Annotated in this window: 15 protein-coding genes; 9 read left to right on the forward strand and 6 right to left on the reverse strand. The window is 71.0% G+C overall.

Annotated elements, in window-relative coordinates; genetic code table 11:
* Nucleotides 1-669 precede the first annotated feature (669 nt).
* A complete protein-coding gene (locus OHT77_RS01510; protein WP_328826067.1) occupies nucleotides 670-1,707 on the forward strand; it encodes a LacI family DNA-binding transcriptional regulator in 1,038 nt (345 codons plus the stop codon).
* A 159-nt stretch (nucleotides 1,708-1,866) separates the two neighbouring features.
* Nucleotides 1,867-2,865, forward strand: a complete 999-nt coding sequence (locus tag OHT77_RS01515; RefSeq protein WP_328826068.1) for an NAD-dependent epimerase/dehydratase family protein — start codon at nucleotides 1,867-1,869, stop codon at nucleotides 2,863-2,865.
* Nucleotides 2,866-2,888: 23 nt separating this feature from the next.
* Here the strand turns inward: OHT77_RS01515 and OHT77_RS01520 are convergent, their stop codons facing one another.
* Both OHT77_RS01520 and OHT77_RS01525 read right to left on the reverse strand, forming a co-directional pair.
* Nucleotides 2,889-4,001, reverse strand: a complete 1,113-nt coding sequence (locus OHT77_RS01520) for a sensor histidine kinase (protein WP_328826069.1) — start codon at nucleotides 3,999-4,001, stop codon at nucleotides 2,889-2,891.
* Between the two features lie 2 nt (nucleotides 4,002-4,003).
* On the reverse strand, nucleotides 4,004-4,759 hold the full coding sequence (locus tag OHT77_RS01525; RefSeq protein ID WP_443047885.1) for a response regulator transcription factor: 756 nt from the start codon (nucleotides 4,757-4,759) through the stop codon (nucleotides 4,004-4,006).
* Nucleotides 4,760-4,863: 104 nt separating this feature from the next.
* Here OHT77_RS01525 and OHT77_RS01530 point away from each other — a divergent pair, with 104 nt between their 5' ends.
* The 3 genes from OHT77_RS01530 to OHT77_RS01540 are packed head-to-tail and all read left to right on the forward strand — an operon-like array spanning nucleotide 4,864 to nucleotide 7,129.
* Nucleotides 4,864-5,622 (forward strand): glycosyltransferase family 2 protein, encoded by a 759-nt coding sequence (locus tag OHT77_RS01530; protein ID WP_328826070.1) that lies wholly within the window; start codon nucleotides 4,864-4,866, stop codon nucleotides 5,620-5,622.
* Nucleotides 5,619-6,236, forward strand: a complete 618-nt coding sequence (locus tag OHT77_RS01535) for a TIGR04282 family arsenosugar biosynthesis glycosyltransferase (RefSeq protein ID WP_328826071.1) — start codon at nucleotides 5,619-5,621, stop codon at nucleotides 6,234-6,236. Before OHT77_RS01530 ends, OHT77_RS01535 begins: the two co-directional genes overlap by 4 nt.
* Nucleotides 6,237-6,292: 56 nt before the next feature.
* Nucleotides 6,293-7,129 carry a class I SAM-dependent methyltransferase gene (locus OHT77_RS01540; protein ID WP_328826073.1) on the forward strand — a complete coding sequence of 279 codons (837 nt, stop codon included), beginning with the start codon at nucleotides 6,293-6,295 and terminating at the stop codon, nucleotides 7,127-7,129.
* Between the two features lie 322 nt (nucleotides 7,130-7,451).
* Here OHT77_RS01540 and OHT77_RS01545 read toward each other — a convergent pair whose 3' ends face one another.
* Nucleotides 7,452-8,687, reverse strand: a complete 1,236-nt coding sequence (locus OHT77_RS01545; protein WP_328826074.1) for a molybdopterin-dependent oxidoreductase — start codon at nucleotides 8,685-8,687, stop codon at nucleotides 7,452-7,454.
* A gap of 113 nt (nucleotides 8,688-8,800) precedes the next feature.
* Here OHT77_RS01545 and OHT77_RS01550 point away from each other — a divergent pair, with 113 nt between their 5' ends.
* Nucleotides 8,801-10,219 carry a hypothetical protein gene (locus tag OHT77_RS01550; protein WP_443047886.1) on the forward strand — a complete coding sequence of 473 codons (1,419 nt, stop codon included), beginning with the start codon at nucleotides 8,801-8,803 and terminating at the stop codon, nucleotides 10,217-10,219.
* Between the two features lie 149 nt (nucleotides 10,220-10,368).
* Complete coding sequence (locus OHT77_RS01555) at nucleotides 10,369-11,142, forward strand: DUF5995 family protein (protein ID WP_328826075.1); 774 nt, start codon at nucleotides 10,369-10,371, stop codon at nucleotides 11,140-11,142.
* A 126-nt stretch (nucleotides 11,143-11,268) separates the two neighbouring features.
* On the opposite strand, the gene OHT77_RS01560 is transcribed toward OHT77_RS01555, so the two are convergent.
* Both OHT77_RS01560 and OHT77_RS01565 read right to left on the reverse strand, forming a co-directional pair.
* On the reverse strand, nucleotides 11,269-11,796 hold the full coding sequence (locus OHT77_RS01560) for a DinB family protein (protein WP_328826076.1): 528 nt from the start codon (nucleotides 11,794-11,796) through the stop codon (nucleotides 11,269-11,271).
* Nucleotides 11,797-11,911: 115 nt separating this feature from the next.
* Nucleotides 11,912-13,507 (reverse strand): phospholipase D family protein, encoded by a 1,596-nt coding sequence (locus OHT77_RS01565; RefSeq protein ID WP_328826078.1) that lies wholly within the window; start codon nucleotides 13,505-13,507, stop codon nucleotides 11,912-11,914.
* A 520-nt stretch (nucleotides 13,508-14,027) separates the two neighbouring features.
* Here OHT77_RS01565 and OHT77_RS01570 point away from each other — a divergent pair.
* Nucleotides 14,028-14,684, forward strand: a complete 657-nt coding sequence (locus OHT77_RS01570; protein WP_328826080.1) for a DUF4232 domain-containing protein — start codon at nucleotides 14,028-14,030, stop codon at nucleotides 14,682-14,684.
* A gap of 24 nt (nucleotides 14,685-14,708) precedes the next feature.
* On the opposite strand, the gene OHT77_RS01575 is transcribed toward OHT77_RS01570, so the two are convergent.
* Nucleotides 14,709-15,512 (reverse strand): SDR family NAD(P)-dependent oxidoreductase, encoded by an 804-nt coding sequence (locus OHT77_RS01575; protein WP_328826081.1) that lies wholly within the window; start codon nucleotides 15,510-15,512, stop codon nucleotides 14,709-14,711.
* A gap of 125 nt (nucleotides 15,513-15,637) precedes the next feature.
* On the opposite strand from OHT77_RS01575, the gene OHT77_RS01580 reads away from it, so the two are divergent.
* Nucleotides 15,638-16,546: a LysR family transcriptional regulator gene (locus tag OHT77_RS01580; protein ID WP_328826082.1), complete on the forward strand. Its 909-nt coding sequence runs from the start codon at nucleotides 15,638-15,640 to the stop codon at nucleotides 16,544-16,546.
* The last annotated feature ends 72 nt before the right edge of the window (nucleotides 16,547-16,618 follow it).

Below are 16,618 nucleotides of genomic sequence, written 5' to 3' on the forward strand. Positions count from 1 at the left end.
GCCACAGGCTTCTCGTGAGTCATGGTGAAAGGTTTTCGAAATAACCTTCTTCGAGCTCTGTTCGTGCAAGCTAGGTTTCGATCTGATGCCCTGTCAAGACGCGTGCAGACAAGCGAATTCGGGCCGTCGTCAGCTGTGTGACGTCGCATGAAGGAGCCCTTGCGAGACTTTCGCGGTCTCCGAAACTGTTTCGAAACCAGCTGCTTGAGGACAGGCCGATGCGATGGCAGAGCGATGCCCCCGTCCCGTACCGGCCACCCCGAGCCTCCCGTCCGCCCGGCGTGACCTGCACCGACTCTGAATCAACCGCACGGCCCGGGACGGGCGGCCGAAGGGGACGCCGGACGGGGTCGAAAGTCCGCAAGGGGCGCCCGCAGAGGGCGTGTTCACCGAATCCGGGAGCGTTCCACCGACGAGGACCACCAAGTCGTCTGCCCCGTGCGGGAGTTCATGCCCGGCCAGGAGTGCGCGGCGGCGATCACCCGGGCTGCGGCATCCAGCCCACCGACCTGCGGATGCGGGTCTGCCGGAAGCCCCCGTTACAGTGCGGCAGTCGGCGCTCTCCCGGATGATCTCGATGCCGAACTGCCGTACGGTTGACCGGTTCCACCCGCGTTGCCGGTCCGACCGGCGGCTCACCACACTGGTACGAACAGCTGGGAGGAACCGATGCGACCGAACTCCAGGCGCACCACCTTGGCGGACGTCGCGCAAGCGGCCGGGGTTTCCGTCGCGACCGTGTCCAAAGTGGTCAACGGCCGCGGTGACGTGGCACCGGACACCCGCACCCGCGTACAGGAGCTGCTGCATCAGCACGACTACCTCGCGCCGGTGTTCCGTCACACCGAGGCCGTCGAACTCCCCACCATCGAGGTCCAGTTCCACGGCGGACTCAAGTCGTACGTCGCCGAGACCCTGGAAGGCATCATCGACTCGGCCGCTGAACTGGGGGCCTCGGTGGTGGTCAGCAAGGCGTCCCGTGCCCCGCACTGGGCCCGGGACCTCGTCTCAGCCGGGCGCCGCGCCGTCATCGCGGTCACCAGCGTGTACACCGCGGGGCACCTGACCGAACTGGCCCGGGCCGGGCTGCCGTTGGTCGTGCTGGATCCGCTGCACCTGCCGGACAGCCGGGTCAACAGCGTCGGGGCGACCAATTTCGCCGGTGGCCTGGCCGCGACCCGGCATCTGCTTTCCCTGGGCCACCGTCGCGTCGCCTATCTCGGCGGACCGGCCATGGCCGTGTGCAACCAGGCACGCGTGCACGGCTACCGCGCCGCCATGGAGGCGGAGGGAGTGCAGGTACCCAACGCCTACGTACGGCCCGGGGAGTTCACGTACGAGACCGGGCTGATCGGCGCCGATGCGCTCCTGGCCCTGGAAGAGCCACCGACCGCGATCTTCGCGGGCAACGATGAGATCGCCCTCGGCGTCCTCGAGACCGCCCGTGTCCGAGGCCTGCGCATCCCCGAAGACCTGAGCGTGGTCGGCTTCGACGACACGAGCCTCGCCCAGATGGCCTCACCGCCGCTGACCACTGTGCGCCAGCCGCTACGGGAGATGGGCGGTGCGGCCCTCCGCATCGCCCTCCGGCTGGCCAACGGCGAGAAGGTCGAGTCCCACCACATCGAACTCGCCACCGATCTCGTGATGCGCTCCTCGACAGCGCCGCCCCGCGGACAGACTTCGACGCGTGAGCAACTCAAGTGAGAGGCTTTCGAACGGAGTTGGCGACCGGTCGGAGGCGTCTCGGCTTCACGGCTTGCCCCCCCGGCCAAGAGAAACGGTGTCCAAACAGGTCTTACGGACCGGTGACGTGACGGGCGTGGTGCTGCCACGCGGCGGGGCATCGGTCCTAGCGTCGGGTGCATGCGAGTACTGGTCACCGGCGGTGCCGGGTTCATCGGGTCCCATGTCGTCGAGGCACTGACCGCACGCGGTCATGAGGCGGTCGTGTTCGACCTGCGCGACGGCTTCGACGTGCGCAGTCCCCAGGCGGTCGCGTCCGCGCTGCCGAATGTGGACGCCGTGTGTCACCAGGCGGCGATGGTGGGACTGGGGACGGGGTTCGGTGACGCGGCCGACTACGTCTCGCACAACGACCTCGGTACGGCGGTGCTGCTCACCGCCATGGCCGACGCCGGCCTACGACGCCTCGTGCTCGCCGGGTCGATGGTCGTCTACGGCGAGGGCGCCTACGCCTGCGAGGAGCACGGACCGGTGCGGCCCGGCCCACGGTCCGTGGCCGATCTGGACGCGGGGCGTTTCGAGCCCCGGTGTCCGCGCTGCGGCGAGGAGTTGACGCCGGGACTGGTCGGCGAGGACGCTCCGGTCGACCCGCGGAACGTGTACGCGACGACCAAGCTGACCCAGGAGCATCTGGCGGCGAACTGGGCGCGGTCAACCGGCGGTTCGGCCGTGTCGCTGCGCTACCACAATGTGTACGGCCCGCGGATGCCCCGCGACACCCCGTACGCGGGGGTCGCCTCCTTCTTCCGCTCCGCGCTGGCGCGCGGTGAGTCGCCTCGCGTCTTCGAGGACGGCGGCCAGCGGCGGGACTTCGTGCACGTCCGCGATGTGGCCGCAGCCAACGTGGCGGCCCTTGAATCCGAACCCCAGGAGGGGACGCTGGCCGCCTACAACACCGGCAGCGGGGAACCCCACACGGTCGGTGAGATGGCGCAGGCGCTGGCCGCCGCGTACGGAGGGCCCGCCCCTGTGGTGACCGGGGAGTACCGCCTCGGCGACGTCCGCCACATCACGGCGGACTCGTCCCGGCTACGAGCCGAACTGGGCTGGAAGGCCGAGGTCGAATTCACCGAGGGGATGCGCGAGTTCGCGACGTCGAAGCTGCGCGGAGAGCAGTAGTCGGCCGAGGACCTCTCCGGCGTTCACGCCTCGGCCATGGGCAGCGTCACCTCGAAGCGGCAGCCGCCCGAGACGTTCCGTACGGCGGCGCGGCCCTGGTGGGCCTCCACGATGCCGCGCACGATCGCGAGGCCGAGACCGGCTCCGGCCGGTGGGGTCCTTGCGTGGGTGCCGCGCCAGCCGGTGTCGAAGACCCGGGGCAGATCGTCCTCCGGGATGCCGCCGCAGCCGTCCGTCACCGACAGCACGACCCCGTCGGCGGAGCGTTCCGCGGCGACGGCGACGGTGCCGTCGGCCGGGGTCCGCCGGATCGCGTTGACCAGCAGGTTTCCCAGGACGCGGCTCATCTCCTTGCCGTCCACCTCGACCGGCACCGGCTCGATCCAGTCGCCGACCAGCCGTACACCGTGCTCACGTGCGAGCGGATCGGCACCCGCGAGGGCATCGCCGATCAGGTCGTAGAGGGACATCCGTGAAGGGGAGAGAGTGAGTGTCCCGGCGTGGATGCGGGAGAGTTCGAAGAGGTCGCCGACCATGTCGTTGAGGCGTTCGACCTCGGTGCGGATCTGGCGGAGGTAGCGGTCGGGGTCGGCGGCGACGCCGTCCTCCAGGGCCTCGGACATCGCGCGGAGACCGGCGAGCGGGGTGCGCAGGTCGTGGGAGATCCAGGCGACGAGTTCACGGCGGGACGACTCCAACGCCCGTTCGCGGTCGCGGGATTCGGCGAGCTTGGCGCTGGTGGCGGCCAACTCGCGGCTGAGGTCGGCGAGTTCGGCGGTGGCGGGGCCGACCGGGGCGGAGAAGTCGCCGCCGTCGCCGAAGTCGCGGGCGGCGAGGGCGAGTTCACGGCTGCGGGCGACGACCCAGCGGCCCAGCAGGAGGGCGGTGAGGAGGGAGACGACGGCGGCCATGGCGACGACGGTCGTGACGACGGAGAGGTCGTGCGAGGAGAGGAACATCGCCTGGGCCACCGCCAGGGTTCCGGCGAGCATCGCGGTCACGGCGACGGCGGCGACCACGGCGACGGACGCGGTCAGCGAGCGGCGGCGCAGCAGCCACAGGGCACCGGCGCCGAGCACCCCGGCAGCGGCGGCACCGAGGAAGGCGAACAGGGCGATGAGCAATATGTCCCCCATGATCAGCCCTCCCCGGTGCCGGCCGTGCCGGTGGACTCGAAGCGGTATCCGGCGCCCCACACCGTCTGGATGAGCCGGGGCCGCCCCGGATCGTCCTCGACCTTGGCTCGCAGCCGCCGGACGTGCACGGTGACGGTCGACAGGTCACCGAAGTCCCACCCCCACACCTCCCGCATGAGGTCCTCCCGGCTGAACACCACTCCCGGGTGTCGCAGGAAGAAGGCGAGCAGGTCGAACTCCCTGATGGTGAGGGCGAGTTCGGCGCCGTTCTTGCTGGCACGGCGGCCGGCGGGGTCGGCGGTGAGTCCGCCCGATCGCAGGGTGCGTGCGGCGGTCGCGGGCCGAGTGCGCCGTAGCACCGACTCCACGCGCAGGACCAGTTCGCGCGGGCTGAACGGCTTGGTGACGTAGTCGTCGGCGCCGACCTCCAGGCCCAGGATCCGGTCGTCCTCGTCCCCGCGCGCGGTGAGCATGATGACCGGCACGGGCCCGTGTCCGCGCAGCCGACGGCATACTTCAAGGCCGTCGATGCCCGGCAGCATCAGGTCGAGCACCACCAGGTCGGGCCAGTGCGCGGCGGCCCGGGCGAGAGCTTCCGGTCCGTCCTCGGCACGGTCCACGACGTATCCGGCACGGTCGAGATACCCGGAGACGACCTCGGCGACGGTCGGATCGTCGTCCACGACCAGGACGCGCATCGTGTCCCGGGGCCTGCTCAGGACGGGTACCGCGGCTGGGGATTCGTACGGCTGCTGCATGTCCTCCAGCGTCCCACCGGCCGCGCTCGCCACCGGGTTTCGCGCCTCGACGTCCGCGTTTCGTAAGGACCGGAAGCCCGATATGCCCGAATCTCGCCCGTAGGGTGAAAGCCGTGACGACCTTCCCCGCAACGGAACCGGACCCGGCGCCTGTCGACGTGGTCCTCCCCTGTCTGAACGAGGCCGAGGCTCTGCCCTGGGTACTCGCCCGCATCCCGGACAGCTGGCGTGCGCTCGTCGTGGACAACGGATCCACGGACGGTTCGGCGGAACTGGCGCGCGGCCTCGGCGCCACCGTCGTGCATGAGGAGCGCCGCGGATTCGGTGCCGCCTGCCACGCCGGACTGCTGGCCGCCACCGCGGACATCGTGTGCTTCTGCGACTGCGACGCCTCGCTCGACCCGTCCCTCCTGGTGCCCTTCGTCCGCGAAGTACGCGACGGCGAGGCGGACTTGGTGCTCGGGCGGCGTCGTCCGCAGGGACGAGGCGCCTGGCCCGCGCACGCCCGGGCCGGAAACATCGCGCTGGCCGGGATGCTGCGCCGCCGCACCGGACTGCGCCTGCACGACCTCGGCCCGCTGCGTGCGGCCCGCCGCACGGATCTGCTCGCCCTCGGCCTGACGGACCGTCGCAGCGGCTACCCGCTCCAGATGGTCGTTCGGGCCGCGGACGCCGGTCTGCGGGTGGCCGAGCACGATGTGCCGTATCTGCCGCGCACCGGCGCCTCCAAGGTCACCGGGACCTGGCGTGGGACCTGGCAGGCGGTGCGGGACATGCGCCGCGTCCTGGCCGAACCCCCGGCACCCACTGGCGCGTCGACCACCGGCTCCTTCTCCGCACCGCAAGGAGCGAACTCCCTGTGACCACCCTTCTTGTCATCGCCAAGGAACCGCTCCCGGGACGGGTGAAGACCCGGCTCACTCCGCCGTTCACGGCCGAGGAGGCCGCCGCGCTCGCCGAGGCGTCGCTGGTCGACACCTTGCACGTGGTGCTGGCGACGCCCGCACGGCGGCGGGTGCTGGTGCTCGCCGGAGCGCCGGGCCCCTGGCTGCCGCCGGGCTTCGACGTCGTACCGCAGTGCGACGGCGGGCTCGACGAACGACTGGCCGCCGCCTTCGCCGGCTGTGACGGGCCCGCGCTGCTCATCGGCATGGACACCCCGCAGGTGACGCCCGAACTCCTCACCGTCGACTTCGCCGACTGCGACGCGTACTTCGGTCCGGCCGAGGACGGCGGGTTCTGGGCCCTGGGCCTCGCCGATCCCGACCCCGCGCTCCTGCGTGGCGTACCGATGTCGACACCCACCACCGGTGCCGTGCAGCGCGCCCGGCTGACGGCCGCGGGTCTCCGCGTCCACGATCTGCCGAGTCTGCGTGACGTCGACACGGCCCACGACGCCGAACTGGTCGCCGCTGAAGCGCCGGCGGGTCGGTTCGCCGGCGAACTGGCCAGGCTGCACACGGCAGTTGTCCGGTGAACGCCGGACACGAGACGGGGCAGCCGACAGCGAAGGGGAGCCCGGCAACCGCCCTCATGAACCACCCCCCGCCGAGCCTGACCGGTCACCCGACGGCGGATCTCGGCGAACGATCCGCACCGGCCCCCGGGCTGCTGCCCTCCGCACCGCTCGACCTCACGGCACGCCCCTGGTCAGCCGATCCGTACACCGACGCGCTGCGTACCGGCCGCGGTCCCCTCTACCTGCGCCGCAGCGACGGCTGGCTGCTGCCCCTGGAGGTCGAGCGGTGGTGCGCCGAAGCCGATGCCGCGGACTTGGAGGTGCTGGGGCGGTGCGAGGGGGCCGTGCTCGATGTGGGGTGCGGACCGGGGCGGCTGGTGGCGGCGCTCGCCGCGCGAGGGCGACGGGCGCTGGGTGTCGATGTCAGCGAGGCCGCCGTCGCGCACACCGTCCGCCTGGGCGGGCAGGCACTGCGCCGGTCCGTCTTCCAGCCCCTCCCCGGCGAGGGTCGCTGGGACACCGCACTCCTCATCGACGGCAACGTCGGTATCGGCGGCAACCCCCACGCCCTGCTGCGACGGGTGTCCCAACTCCTCACCGCCGAAGGATTGTTGATCGCCGAGACCGCCCCGGTCGACGTCGACGAACGCGTGCAGGTACATGTCGCCGACGGCCGAGGCGCCACCGGCAACGCCTTCCCCTGGGCCCGTCTGGGCACCCCTGCCCTGCTGCGCCACGCCCGCCGGGCGGGGTGGCGCCCGGACGGTCAGTGGACGGCCGACGGTCGCTCCTTCCTCGCCCTGCGCAACCGCAGGACGAGCAGCGCGGCCGAGCCCCCGAACAGCACCGCGGTGACCAGCAGCCAGCGGGACAGGAACCCGTCGCCGGACAGGCCGGTGGCCGACCGGTAGTGGTCCGCCACCTGCCCGCTGATCAACGGGAACCACACCAGCAGCAGGAGGCCGGACAGCAGGGCCGGGACCCGGACGTAGAGCGTCCACGTCCGGCGGCCGACCGCCCCCAACGCTCCCGTCAGGGCCCGGTCCGCCCCCGCGTACAACGGCACCAGCACCAGGTCGTGCACCAGCGCCGCGCCCACGAACCACAGCGCCACCCCGAACCAGTCGTCCGCGAGCAGCCGCACCCCCGCGTACCCGGCGAGCGCGAACGAGCAGGCGAGGAGAAGGATCTGCAGCGGGCTGCCGAGGGGCGGCCGCCTGAACGGAACGCGCATCACAGGTCTCCGAACGTCATCCGGGCCACCCATTTGGTGTTGAGCACGCCGGGCGCCGCGGGGACGATGACGCGTGCCGGGTAGCCGTGGTCGGGGGTGAGGTCCTCGCCGTTGACGAACAGGGCGAGCAGGGAACGCGGGTCGGCGACCTGGTTGGCGCGCAGGGCCGCGCGCCGGAACGCCCCGTGGCGTTGCAGCGACTCCACGAGGACGTCCACGGGATCGTCGTGTCCGACCAGCGCGGCCAGATCCCGCAGTCGTACACCCCGCCACCACTGGTCCGAGGTCGACCAGCCCTCCACACAGGCGATGGGCAACGCCGAGCTGTGGAGCGCCAGTTGGAGGAGCTGGGGGCGGTCGAGGCGGACGCTGCGGCCGTCTCGGCCGGTCACGACCAGCCGCCACGCTTCCTCTCCGGTCTCCGTCGGGCTGATGCCCGCGTAGGCGGCCGTCTTGTTGATCTGGAACCCGCCTGGACCGCCGCCCGGTTCGGGCCCGCCGTGCGGTGCGAGGAGCGCCGTCTCCCGCAGCGGTCCGTCGAAGCTGCGGCCCGCCGTCGTGGCGAGCAGGAGCAGCGATCCGCCGCCCACCACACCGAGGGCACCGCGCCGCGAGACGGTGGGTTCGGCGGGGTTCGGTGACACCAACTCCCCTTCCCCTGAGGGTTGTTCGTCGCGGAGGTGGCGCAGGTTGCGCAGGGCCAGGGGGGTCTTCAGGACGGCGTGCGCGAGGAAGGCGGCGAAGAAGACCCAGGCGCCGTAGAAGTGCAGGGGGTAGAAGGAGCCGGGGAAGATGTAGTCCAGCTGGACGTTGAGGACTCCGGTGGTGAACTCGAACAGACCGCCCCCCACGAGGAGAAGCAGCGAGAGCCGTTCCAGGGCATGCGCCAGGGAGCGGGCGGGCGGCAGCGCGAACAGCTTCGGCACGACCGACCACAGCTTGGCCAGCAGCACGGGGATCAGTGCGATGCCGAGGGTGACATGGATGCCCTGCGTGAGGCGGTACAGCCAGGACGGGTGCGTCGGCCAGGAGAAGAGATAGAAGCCGAGCAGGCCCTTGTCCGGGGTCTGGTCGTTCACCGACGACAGGTCCGGGTTGTAGGCGGCGTACGACAGCAGGCCCGTCACGAACAGCACCGTGATCCCGGCGAGCAGCACGACACCCAGCACGGAGGTGAACCAGGGACCGCGCAGCGGGCTGCGCCAGAACGCAGGTGAGGAGGGGGAACGTGGCATGACCCGACCGTAGGCCGGGAACACCCCCCGAACGGGTTCGCAAACCATGACGAAACCCTGACGTCCACTCCGGCGGCGGTTCCGTCGGCCACCCTCCGGCCTAGCGTGTCGGTGTGAACCGCGATCTTCTCCGCGACCGTCCCCGTGTCCGTCCCGACGACCGTCGCCGTGACGTTCCGGGCGACCGTCGGCGCGACCTCGTCCGCGACCTGGCCGCCGCCCTCGCCGCCGCCCTGCTCGTCCTGGTGGCCGTCCTCGTCGGCGACGCCGTCCAACACCGTGACCATTCGCTCTTCGTCGGCTGGCCACCCGTCTTCGCCCAGTGGGAACCGCACGTCGGCCCCGGCACCCCGGCGGCGCTCGCCGTCGCGGTCGCCGTCGTCGCCTACGGTCCCGCACTCGCCGCCCGACTGCCCTGGCGGGCCCTGCTGTTCACCGCCTGGGGCACCGCAATGGCCTGGACGTTCTCCCTGGCCCTGGTCGACGGCTGGCAGCGCGGCATCGCCGGACGGCTGACGACCACGAACGAGTACCTCACGGTCATCGACCGCTTCCACGACATCCCCGCCAGCCTGCGCGACTTCACCCACCACATCCTCAGCCACTCCCCCGCGCCCTGGCCCGCGCACATCGCCGGGCATCCCCCGGCGGCCACCGTCACCTTCGTCCTCCTCGACCGGATCGGCCTGGGCGGCGGAGCCTGGGCGGGCGTCTGGTGCATCACCGTCGGGGCGACCGCCGCCACCGCGGTCCTCGTCACCGTGCGCGCCCTCGCCGGCGAGGAACTCGCCCGCCGCGCCGCCCCCTACCTCGTCCTCGCCCCGGCCGCCGTGTGGATGGGCACCTCCGCCGACGGCTACTTCGCGGCGGTCGCCGCCTGGTCCGTCGCGTTCCTCGCCCTCGCCGTCACGGGCAACCGGCCACGCTCCGCCGGCCTCGCCTCCGGCCTCCTCTTCGGCCTCACCGCGTACCTCTCCTACGGCCTGACACTGTTCGCCGTGATCGCGGCCGCCGCGCTGCTCCTCGGCCACCGACGGCTGCGCCCCCTTCCGTACGTCGTCGCCGGACTCGCCGTCGTCCCCCTCGTGTTCACCCTCCTCGGCTTCAACTGGTGGGAGGCGTACCACCTGTTGATCACCCGCTACTACGAAGGTGTCGGCGGGACCCGCCCCTACGCCTACTGGGTGTGGGCGAACCTGGCCTGCACCGCGCTGATCGTGGGCCCGGCGACGGTCGTGGGGCTGCGGCGGTCGGGCGCCGCGTCGGCACGTCCCGAACTCCGGGACCTCCGGGGCGGTTTCCGTACGGCCGCGCCCGAACCCCGGCTCGCCCTGCTCGTGTTCGCCGCACTGCTGGCCCTTCTCGTGGCCGACCTCTCCGGCATGAGCAAGGCGGAGACGGAACGCATCTGGCTGCCGTTCGCGATGTGGCTGCTTCCCGCGTGCGCGTTCCTCCCCCGGCCCCGCGCCTGGCTCACGGCACAGGCCGTCCTGGCCCTCCTCCTCAACCACCTACTGCTGACGGGCTGGTGACGATCGAGGACAGGGGCCACGTCCGCGGGCGGTGAGCGGGCCGACGATGACCAGGATCAGGACGCGTCCTGGCGTGAGCACTGCCGGAACGGCCGGTACCGGTGACACTGAACAGACCGAAGTGTGGCTCCGGCAAAGGGGAGTTGGGCATGACGGCGCAGAACATCGACGAGGTCGTGGACAGGCTTGCCGAGATCGTGCGGGAGGCGACCCGCACCGGTGACCGGATCGGGTACTTCGCGGCCCTGTACCGGCAGGTGACCGTCGAGATCCGTACCGCCATCCATGAGGGGCAGTTCGAGGACGGTGCCCGCATGGACCGCTTCGACACGCTCTTCGGGAACCGTTACTTCGCGGCACACGACGCCTGGCGCCGGGACCGGAGCGGGCCGCGTTGCTGGCGCGAGACGTTCGGCCTGCTCGACGACGCCGACACCGTGATCGTCCAGCACCTGGTACTCGGCGTGAACGCGCACATCAACCTCGACCTGGCCGTCGCCGCCGCGGGGACGGACCCTGGCCGGGACATCCAGGCGCTGCGGCACGACTTCCTGCTGATCAACGACATCCTGGCGCGGGTGGTGCTGGCGGTGCAGGACTCGGTCGACGCCGTGTCACCGCTCCTTTCCCTGCTGGACCGGGTCGGCGGCCGCACCGACGAGCAGATCCTCGACTTCAGCATCGTCCAGTCCCGCGCGGAGGCCTGGCACAACGCGGTCCTTCTGGCCGGCCAGCGCGAAAAGGACCGTGAGACCACCATCGACCGCCTCGACATCCGGGCCGCGGTCCTGGCCCGGCTGATAGCCCGCCCGACCGCCCTGGTCCGCCCGGCCCTGGAACTGATCCGCCACACCGAGAGCGACGACGTGGCGGAGGTCATCGCCCACTTGGACAACGCGGTGCGGGGAGCCTCGGCGGCTTGAGGGCGGCCCTGCCGGCCCATTTCGTACGGGGATTCCAGCCTGCACCGTTCCGCCCGACCCGGCATACGATCCCGAATGCCGCACCGGGCCACCACCACCCGGCACACCGCCTGACCGGGGTGATTTTCAGGTCAGGACCAACCAGCGGCGGCCGTCCAGTAGTTCTCGCGCCGCATCGAGGTGGCCGGCATGGCACGCGGTCTCGGCGACGACATGCAGAACGACGTCGCGTAAGGTGTGCAGGTGCGGTTCACCGAACAGGTCGTGAGGCCACCAGGCCAGTGCGGCGTCGGCCGGAGTGGCGGTGATGACGGCGTCGGCGAGTTCCGCCTCACGCCGATATCGTTCGAGCACTTCGCCCGCTGACACTTCCGGGGCCACCTTCCACGCTTCGTCGCCGATCGGCAGACCTTGGATGACCTCCTCGTCCCCGGCGACGACGGCACGGAACCAGAACCGCTCCACATCGAGCGTCAGGTGCTGAACCAGTCCCAAGCAGTGCCATCCAGAGGGCAGCGCGGGCCGTCGAAGGTCCTTCGCGTCAAGCCCGTCAAGGATGCCGAGGACGTGGCGTCGCTGTCCGTCCAAGATCCGAAGAAGCGCCCTTACCTCACTGTCCGGCGCCGTCTCGCTCACGTCTTCAGTCACGGTCATCCAGGGTCACCGAATCTCTGCGGCTGCACACGCAGTTGTCCAATATCCAGGACGTGTTCACGACCGAAGGCCGTCGCAATCGCGAGGCAGACAGCCACTGGAATGACCTTGGCGTTCAGTAGGAGTCGCTACGGCGCAGCGCCAGGGGGCGGCCGTCGGGGTCGGCGAGCAGGCGGTAGAACGGGGTGACCAGGGCCGTCATCGTGGGCGACAGCCGCGGGGTGCGGTAGGTGCGCAGTCGGCCGGGAGGCCGGGGGCCCTGGCGTCCGCCGTCGTACCACGCGTCCAGCGCGGAGGCCGACTCCGCGAAAGCGCGGAACGCCTTCACCGGGTCGCACAGCTCCGACGGATCAGTGCGGTCCAGATGCTCGCAGGCCAGTTCGAGTCGCAGGTCGCGGGCGTAGGCGCGGGCTCCGTCGCCGAGGCCTCCCGGGTCGCGTGGCTCACGAGGGTCGAGCGCCTCGTCCACCACGGCGCAGCTCAGCTCGGAATCGTGCGTCCAGGAGCGGCGGTTGACGTTGTCCGATCCCACAGAGGCCCACACGTCGTCGATGACGCAGACTTTCGCGTGAACGTACACGGGAGTTCCGGCATGGTTCTCCGGTGCGTAGACGGCGACCCGGTGACCGCCCGCACGGCGCAGCAGGTTCAGTGCGCTGATCCGCCCGACGAGGTTCATCGCCTGCGTCATCCGCCCGTCCTCGTCGGGGTGGGCCGGGATGACCGCGATGAGCCGTAGCTCGGGGTGAGCGACCAGCGCCTCGGCGAAGCACCTGACGACCTGGGCCGACCACAGGTACTGGTCCTCCAGGTAGATCAGGGAGCGGGCCCGGCGCAGGACCTTTCGGTAGCCGCGGGCGATGCTGCGTTCGCCGTGCGGGGCGAAGTCGTAGCCGGGGATACGGGACGGGTAGGTGCGTAGGAGTTGCACGGTGTGTGTGCCGCAGGGCTCCGGGTCGTCCATCTGCGCGGGAAGCGGGTCGGCTGTGGTGTCCTCATGGTGCAGGAGCTCGCGCAGGCGTCCCAGCGGGCTGCGGCTGAGCGGGGCCGGGTCCTCCCAGCGTTCGCGGAAGGTGGCTTCGACATCGCCGACGGCAGGGCCGTGGATCGCGAGTTGGACGTCGTGCCAGGGCGGGCGCGGCCCGTAGGCCGCCGCGAACGGCTGGCTGAGCGGGTCGCCCTGGTGTGCGGTGTCGTCGCGACGGCTGTGGCACAGGTCGATGCCGCCCACGAAGGCCACGTCCCGCTCGGGCCGTCCCGGGTGACGCAGAATGACGGCCTTCTGATGGTGCGAGCCGCCGGGGCGCACCCGCATGTCGAGCAGGCATTCTCCGCCCGCCGCTCTGATCTCCTCACCGAGGTGACGGTTCTCGCGTTCGCTGAACTGGAAGCGGTCCAGGTGAGAACGCCAGATCAACCCCTTGACGATGACTCCGCGCTCGGCGGCCGCAGAGAGCACCTGTCCGATCTCGCTGCCGGGGCCGTCGAGCCGTTCGTCGGGATCGCCGCGCCAGTCGGTGAACAGCAGCAGGTCGCCCGGCTGTTGGGCGCGGACGGCCTTGAGCAGTTCGCCGAAGTACACCGTGCCGTGAACGAGGGGCCGGACCTGGTTCCCCGTCGACCACGCCACTCCCCCGGGCCGGCGGCTCTCCAGACGGGTCGCCGGGTTGCCTCGCTCGCCGGGCGCGAGCAACCAGTCAGCCAGTCTCATGGACCCTCCCAGGGACGGCACCCGGCAAAACAGGCACGTCCATCAGTCATCGTTCGGTGGCGTCCGCGACGCGGAGAATCCGTCCCCTCAGGGATACGGCCGCAGCGTCTGGACATTCCCTACGAGTAGCCCGGGCCGACGTGCCGAAACCTCGCCTTTCCGGCACGGGGAGCGCCGGCCGGCTCGTCAGCTGTCCTGCGGGCCTGGTACCCCACGGCTGCCCGAGAGCGGCCGGGTGACCCCGCCGGTGCGGGCGGCGGAGGCCGAGGGGCGATGTGCTGCTGTCAGCTCAGGTCGAGATCGGCGAGGTTTGTGGTCCAGTCGGACTTGATGTGGATGCGGGCCTCGTCTTTCCGGGTTTCTCCGGTTTCCCGTAACGGCGCATCAACCCGCTTGTCACAGGGGTGTCTTGAGGCATCTCCTGCCACAACCCAGGCCCGGGCCTCGGCCTCCTATGAAACAACCGAGGCCGCTCAGCCGGAGCGAGCGGCCGATACGACACCGATTCCCAGGAGTACCGATGCGCGCCAAGCAGATGCCCGCCCTTGCCCTCGTCGTCGCTGCCGCCGCCCTCTCGCTGACCGGGTGCAACAGCAGCGATGGGTCGAGTGCTTCCGCCAGCACCAGCGCATCCACCACCGCGAGCGGCTCCACCGGCGGCACCTCCACCGGCGGCAAGGGCTCGACCTCGGGTTCCTCCTCCGGCTCCGGCACGGGCAGCGGAACCGCCGGCCAGGCGCAGTCCTCGACGTCGGCCCCCAGGTGCAAGACCGACAGCCTCGCCCCCAGTGCGACCGCCAGCGGAGTCGAGGGTGAGATAGTCGTCAACCTGAAGAACACCGGTTCAACCAAATGCAGCATGCACGGCTTCCCGGGCGTCCAGCTCGTGGGCCCCGACGGATTGGGCGACACCGGGCCGGACGCTGCCCGTTCCGACGCCTCGGCATCCACGGTCACCGTCGGAGCCGGTGAGGAGACCCGTTTTCTGCTGCACTTCAGCCAGGACACCAGCGGCTCCGGCAAGAAGTACACCCGGCTCGACGTCACCCCGCCCAACGAGACGGTCGGGGAAATCGTGAACCTCGACGACCTGGCCGTCACCGTCTCCCCGTCCAGTGGCACCGTTCCGGACGTCATCGTCGACCCGGTCGGTTACCACGTCGGCTCCGGTAAGTAGCCCCCTGCCAGCCGGGGCCGGCGCTCAGCCGAACGCGGCCAGGGAGAGCGGCTGCCACTGACGCCAGGTGCTCAGTCGCTCTTCGTAGAGAGCGGCGACGTCGGTGAAGGACTTGCCGAAGAGGACCCTCAGAGGGGGCTGCTCCGCGTCGACGATCCGGAGTATCGCGTCACGGGTCGCGCGCGGGTCACCCACCTCGAAGTCCGGCGCGGTGGCCGCGTGGACTTCGGCGTAGTCCGGGTGCTGCTCGCTGTGCCGGGCCCCGCGAGCCAGCCAGTCGGTGGCGTAGGGGCCGGGCTCGACGTTGGTGATGTGGATGCCGAAGGCCGCCACTTCCTGGGCCAGGGATTCCGACAGGCCTTCAAGAGCCCACTTGGAGGCGTGGTATGCGCCTATACCGGGGAACGCGCGTACGCCTCCCTCGCTGGTCACCTGCAAGATCCTTCCCGAGCGTTGCGCCCGCATGAGGGGCAGTACGGCCTGCGTGACCCAGATCGCGCCGAAGAAGTTGGTCTCCATCTGGGCTCGGAGTTCGTCCTCGTCCAGCTCCTCGACCATGCCGAAATGGCCGTAGCCGGCGTTGTTGACCGCGATATCCAGCGAACCGAAGTGCGAGTGGGCACGCTGTACCGCCTCCTGCACCGCGACGCGGTCGGTGACGTCGAGGCGGACCGGCAGGACCGCGTCCCCGTACCGCTCGACCAGTGGGGTCAGGAGGCTGGCGTCCCGAGCCGTCGCCGCGACGTGATCGCCGCGTTCGAGCGCCGCTTCGGTCCACTCGCGGCCGAAGCCCCTCGAACTGCCCGTGATGAACCAGGTCTTAGCCATGAATGGTGCTCCCTGTGCGTGATGTTTGTGCTGTTGCTCCTCCAGCGTGCTGCCGATCCAGGCATTCCACCAGCGAAGGTCTCACATAGGAGACATGCGGTTTGGGAATGTGTCAGGATGACGGCATGGCGGACTTCACCCTCACCGGACTCCGCGTCGTCCAGGCAGTGGTCGACACCGGATCGTTCACCGCCGCGGCCGACGCGCTCGGGTACACGCAGTCGGCGGTCTCCCGTCAGGTGGCGGCGATGGAAGCCGCCGCGGGTGCGCCGCTGTTCGTCCGGGGCGCCCGCGGGGTGGCCCCCTCGCCCGCGGGCATGATGCTCGCCCGCCGGGCCGCGACCGCCCTCAACGAGATCGACGCCGTCAGCGCGGACCTCGCCGGGCTCCAGGACCACGTCACCGGCCGGGTCGCCGTCGCGGCGTTCCCCTCGGCTGCCGCCGTGCTCGTCCCCAGGGCCCTGGCCCGGCTCGGAAACGACCACCCGGGTCTGATCGTCGAGTTCGGCGAGGCGTCCTCGCCCACGCAGCTTCGCCAACTCCGCGCCCACCGCATCGACGTCGCGGTGATCGGCGTGGGACCGGACCTGCCCGCCTACGACTTCGAGGGCCTGCGCCGCGACCTGCTCCTCGACGGCGGCCTGCTGCTCGCCGTCGCTGTCGGCCACCGGTTCGCCGGCCGCAAGTCCGTCCCGGTGACCGAGCTGAGGGACGAGCCCTGGATCGTCGGCAAGGGCCTGCGTGACGACCCCCAGTTCGGCGCCTGGCCCACCCTCGATCACCCACGGATCGCCTACGCCGCCCGCGAGTGGCCCACTCGCCTCGGCCTCGTCGCCACCGGTCTCGGCATCGCCGTACTCCCCGAAGTGGCCGCGGCCGCGGTCCCCGCGGGAGTCCGCACCGTCCACGTCGACGACACCGCCTGGCTCGGCCGGGCGGTCGTCGCCGTCACGGTCCGCGACCGCTCCCCCGAGGTGACGGCCACTGTGGGGGCACTGCGCCACGAGGCGGCACAGCTCCGTGCGGCGCCATGACGCTCACTCATGGCGGCAGCGAACGGCCTGGTGCAGCAGGTGCCTGTCCAGGGCGGTAAGCCTCTCTGGGAC

It is taken from the genome of Streptomyces sp. NBC_00252 (assembly GCF_036187565.1).
In the GTDB taxonomy this organism is placed as follows: domain Bacteria; phylum Actinomycetota; class Actinomycetes; order Streptomycetales; family Streptomycetaceae; genus Streptomyces.